3 protein-coding genes, 2 tRNA genes and 2 rRNA genes are annotated in these 3,812 nt (G+C 30.7%); 6 read left to right on the top strand and 1 reads right to left on the bottom strand.

Annotated features, from left to right (window positions below):
• The 5 genes from rrf (G594_RS19735) to G594_RS0114470 form a co-directional block, all read left to right on the top strand.
• A 5S ribosomal RNA gene (gene rrf / locus G594_RS19735) occupies positions 1 to 89 on the top strand; the annotation flags it as partial.
• Between the two features lie 5 nt (positions 90 to 94).
• Positions 95 to 170: transfer RNA gene (locus tag G594_RS0114485), tRNA-Lys, on the top strand.
• A 76-nt stretch (positions 171 to 246) separates the two neighbouring features.
• A complete protein-coding gene (locus tag G594_RS0114480; protein WP_027099224.1) occupies positions 247 to 1,194 on the top strand; it encodes an L-lactate dehydrogenase in 948 nt (315 codons plus the stop codon).
• Positions 1,195 to 1,332: 138 nt separating this feature from the next.
• A 5S ribosomal RNA gene (rrf, locus tag G594_RS0114475) occupies positions 1,333 to 1,449 on the top strand.
• Positions 1,450 to 1,454: 5 nt separating this feature from the next.
• Positions 1,455 to 1,530, top strand: a tRNA-Lys gene (locus G594_RS0114470).
• A 92-nt stretch (positions 1,531 to 1,622) separates the two neighbouring features.
• On the opposite strand, the gene G594_RS0114465 is transcribed toward G594_RS0114470, so the two are convergent.
• Positions 1,623 to 2,372, bottom strand: a complete 750-nt coding sequence (locus G594_RS0114465) for a signal peptidase II (RefSeq protein ID WP_027099223.1) — start codon at positions 2,370 to 2,372, stop codon at positions 1,623 to 1,625.
• Positions 2,373 to 2,504: 132 nt separating this feature from the next.
• Here G594_RS0114465 and G594_RS0114460 point away from each other — a divergent pair, with 132 nt between their 5' ends.
• Complete coding sequence (locus tag G594_RS0114460; RefSeq protein WP_027099222.1) at positions 2,505 to 3,314, top strand: pyruvate, water dikinase regulatory protein; 810 nt, start codon at positions 2,505 to 2,507, stop codon at positions 3,312 to 3,314.
• Positions 3,315 to 3,812 lie beyond the last annotated feature (498 nt).

Here is a 3,812-nt window from a genome sequence, read left to right as displayed (position 1 = left end):
TCCTTCCCATACCGAACAGGAAAGTTAAGCTCTATAGCGCCGATGGTACTGCATGGGAGACTGTGTGGGAGAGTAGGACGTTGCCAAGTAATATGCGCTATTAGCTCAGTTGGTAGAGCACCTGACTCTTAATCAGGGTGTCCCGGGTTCGAATCCCTGATGGCGCACCAAAAACCTTAGAATAATATTCTAAGGTTTTTTTGTATAATAAATTAATAAATAACAAATGAGAAGTGAGGGATAAACATGTCTTTTAAAAACAAGAAAGTAGGAATTGTTGGAACTGGATTAGTTGGGTCAAGTACAGCTTTTAGTCTCATAACTCAAGGTGTGTGTGATAATATTTTAATGATAGACATTAATGAAGAAAAAGCAAAAGGGGAAGTAATGGACCTACAACATTGTATAGAATACTTAAATAAGAATACAAAGATTGAAGTAGGCAGTTATGATATGTGTAGCGATGTTGATGTTGTGGTAATAACAGCAGGAGCACCTCCTAAAAAGGGTCAAACAAGATTAGACACATTAGAACTTTCAGCTAAAATAGTAGAATCTATAGTTAACCCTATAATGAAGAGTGGTTTTAAGGGACACTTTGTTGTAGCATCAAACCCAGCAGATATAATAGCTTATTATGTTTACAGATTATCTGGATTAGATAAAAGTCATGTTATAGGAACTGGAACATCTGTAGATTCTGCAAGATTAAAAAACTTCATTGGAGATTTATTTAATGTAGATCCTAGAAGCGTTCAAGCATATTCAATGGGGGAACATGGAGATTCTCAAATGGTACCTTGGTCTCATGTATATATAGGAGGAAAACCATTTTTAAAGGTAGTTGAAGATAATAAGCAAAGGTTTGGAGACATAGACTTAGATAAGCTGGTTTTAGATACTGCAAAAGCAGGATGGGAAGTATATAATAGAAAAGGCACTACCTATTACGGAATTGCAACGGCTATAGTAGCTATTATAAAGGCTATATTAAACGATGAGAATAAGATAATGCCTGTATCAGCCTTTTTAGATGGAGAGTACAATCAGAAAGATATATATGCTGGGGTACCGGCTGTATTAAATAAATCAGGAATAAAAGAAATTGTAGAAATAGATATGACAGATAGAGAATATGATAAATTTACTGATTCATGTGATGTAATAAGAGAATACATTTCTAAACTAAAATAACCATAAATAGACAAAGTATGGTAATAACTAGGGTTATTACTATACTATTTTTAAATTTTATATAAAAAGTTATTGACTTACTTAACTAATCCATATATAATTAGGACTTGTTGAGGCAAGAATTATTGCTTAAAAAAATCTGGTGATGATGGCATAGAGGAAACACTCCTTCCCATACCGAACAGGAAAGTTAAGCTCTATAGCGCCAATGGTACTGCATGGGAAACCGTGTGGGAGAGTAGGACGTTGCCAGGTAATATGATCTACTAGCTCAGTCGGTAGAGCACTTGACTTTTAATCAAGGTGTCCGGGGTTCGATTCCCCGGTAGGTCACCAAAGGGTCACTTCACGATGAAGTATTCTCTAATAAGAACTTGCTTAGCATTATATATAAAAAGGGTTTTACAAATGTAAAATCCTTTTTTTTATTAATTATTTTTAAATAGTGATAAAATATCATTTTTTGAGAAAATAAGAAACTTCTTTATACTAGCTAAGTCTTCCTTAAAAGAAGTATTATCATCTTCAGTTAAGTACCCGCTTATTACAATTGATATTATGAAGAATAGTATACCAAGATTAATATAAATATCTTTTATATCTGCAATAAATAAATTGCTAATACCAATAAAGTCTAAACTTCCTCCATAGAAGATTTTATCTATTAAGGAACATAAAGATCCGCTAAATATAAATAGAAAACACATATCTCCGTAAAAACTATTATTCCCCTTAGAAAGATAGTATCTATATAGTTCAAAGAATAAAACGATAGCAATGAAGTTTACAAAAATAAGTAAAGGAAAGCTTATGCCAGTACTAAATCTCGCATTAAGCCAAGAGCCATCTGTATTAATAATAGGATTAAAGCTTAAAAAACCTTTAATTATATCTATATAGTCTTCAAAGAAGAAAAATTTTATTATTAATTTAATCCCCTGGTCTATTACCATTAATATAGAAAAGATAATAATTATTGTTTTACATTTAAATCCCTGAGGATATTTTTGACTAAGTTTATAGAAATAGAAACCTACTAAAGCAAATAGAATGATAAGAGCTATGTTCCCAATTATGGTAGGTAAATCTTTTACTCTACCAGTTAGTATTTCAAATAAAAAGTATACACTCCACATTAATGGAAGAATACTAATAGTAAGATATTTTAAGTTCTTCATTTAGACCTCCAAGTTTTAAGTATTCAAGTATATTTAAAGTTTAACATAAGGAGTTAGAAAATTCACTATAAATGGGTTTTAAGGTATAATTGAATTTGAGTATAAAAGAAAACTACGAAAGAGGGAATGAGAATGTTAACAATTTTTGCAGTTTCAGATTCAATTGGCGAAACAGCTAATCAAGTAGCCGTAGCAGCTGCAAGTCAATTTGGAAAAGAGGTAGAAGTAAGAAGGATTCCATATGTAAAAACATTAGAGGACGTAGAAGATGTTATCAGTTTAGTTTCAGAATGTGAGAAGGCAATGATAATATCAACAGTAATTACTGTTAATGTAAGAGAATATTTAACAGAGAAAGCTATTGCAAAAAATATATTTGTAATTAATGTATTAGGGCCTATAATAAATGTAGCGTCTACTTTATTGAATGAAGTTCCCAATTATAATCCTGGGGCTATGTGGAATACTGATGAGGAATACTTTAAGAGAATAGAAGCTATGGAATTTGCTATGCAGTATGATGATAGTAAGGATTATAGAGGACTAAAGAATGCTGATGTAGTTCTTGTAGGGTTATCAAGAACATCAAAAACACCTTTATGTATGTATTTAGCTAACAAAGGGTTAAAAGCTATTAATATTCCATTAGTACCTGAGGTTGGTGTACCAGATGAGTTGTTTGAAATAGACAAAAAGAAAATATTTGGTCTTACTATAAATCCACTACAGCTAATAGAGATAAGAAAACGAAGACTAGATAAGTTTCATAGAATTTCCTCTGATATCGAATATGCAGGAGATGCAAGAGTGCTAGAAGAATTTGATTTTGCAGATAGAATAATTAAGAGGATAGGATGTAAAACAATAGATGTAACACAAAGAGCAATAGAGGATACTGCGCTGATAATATTAGAATCACTAGGACGCAAAAATAATAATTAACATATAATGGGGAAAAGATGCATTAATGCATCTTTTTTGTTTTATAGGACATTAATGTTATTGAAGACTTATACTAAAAAATATTATATTATCATCATTAATAACTTCATTAATAAAGAATAAAGTTGAGGGGGTAACAGTAATCTTAGAAATTTCTATATATTAAGGTTAACATAACTCACCAGGGATCTATATATTTAAGTACATAATAGAAAGATTACAAGACTTATTCAATAAACTATACCAGGTGTATCTACATATGTAGAATTTTGAATTATTGAGAATTAACTAGAAAATAAGAATTATATTAGTATAATAACTGTAAAATGATAATAAGAATAAAAAGAATATGATAATATAAAACACGTCGCTGATACGAAATATGTAAACAACAAAAAATGAAAAAAGTTGTTGACAAGATTTCGACAAGGTGATAAGATAAAAAAGTCGCTTGAGTGCGACACACAGATTGGTCTTTGAAAATTGAACAGAATATAA

The sequence above is a fragment of the Clostridium paraputrificum AGR2156 genome (genome assembly GCF_000424025.1).
Classification (GTDB): Bacteria; Bacillota; Clostridia; order Clostridiales; family Clostridiaceae; genus Clostridium; species Clostridium paraputrificum.
The sequence above is the reverse complement of the archived record's forward strand: the minus strand, read 5'-3'. Positions and strand labels throughout refer to the sequence as shown.